The 451-nt window shown below is 35.5% G+C and carries 2 rRNA genes; both read left to right on the top strand.

What is annotated here, in order from left to right:
• Nucleotides 1–66, top strand: a 16S ribosomal RNA gene (locus ACTNAO_RS12845); the annotation flags it as partial.
• Nucleotides 67–344: 278 nt separating this feature from the next.
• A 23S ribosomal RNA gene (locus tag ACTNAO_RS12840) occupies nt 345–451 on the top strand; the annotation flags it as partial.

The following is a 451-nucleotide window of genomic DNA, read 5'->3' as shown; positions in this document are numbered from 1 at the left end:
TCAGCGATTGGGGTGAAGTCGTAACAAGGTAGCCGTAGGAGAACCTGCGGCTGGATCACCTCCTTTCTATGGAGAAATCTAGTAAAGCAAGAAGCTTTCTAGTACAAAAAAATCATAGTAATGATTTCTTATAATAAGGAAATGATTTTTAACTTACTGTTCAATTTTGAGAGACCATAAAGGTATCTCATATTGTTCTTTGAAAATTGCACATATATATTGTTTGTATAAATACAACAAGCCAAGAAATATTCTTTGTAAATTTGTTTAGACAATTTATTGTTTAAATATTATACTTAATTACGAAGTTTATAATGCATAATTGCATTAATAAACGAGTAAAAGGTCAAGCTACAAAGGGCGCATGGTGAATGCCTTGGCATCAGGAGCCGATGAAGGACGTGATAAGCTGCGATAAGCTTCGGGTAGGCGCACATAGCCAGAGATCCGA

It is taken from the genome of Clostridium sp. HCP1S3_C6, from assembly GCF_052066735.1.
Taxonomy (GTDB): Bacteria; Bacillota; Clostridia; order Clostridiales; family Clostridiaceae; genus Clostridium.
Note: the sequence above shows the minus strand (reverse complement) of the source record. Positions and strands in the feature narration are given on the sequence as shown.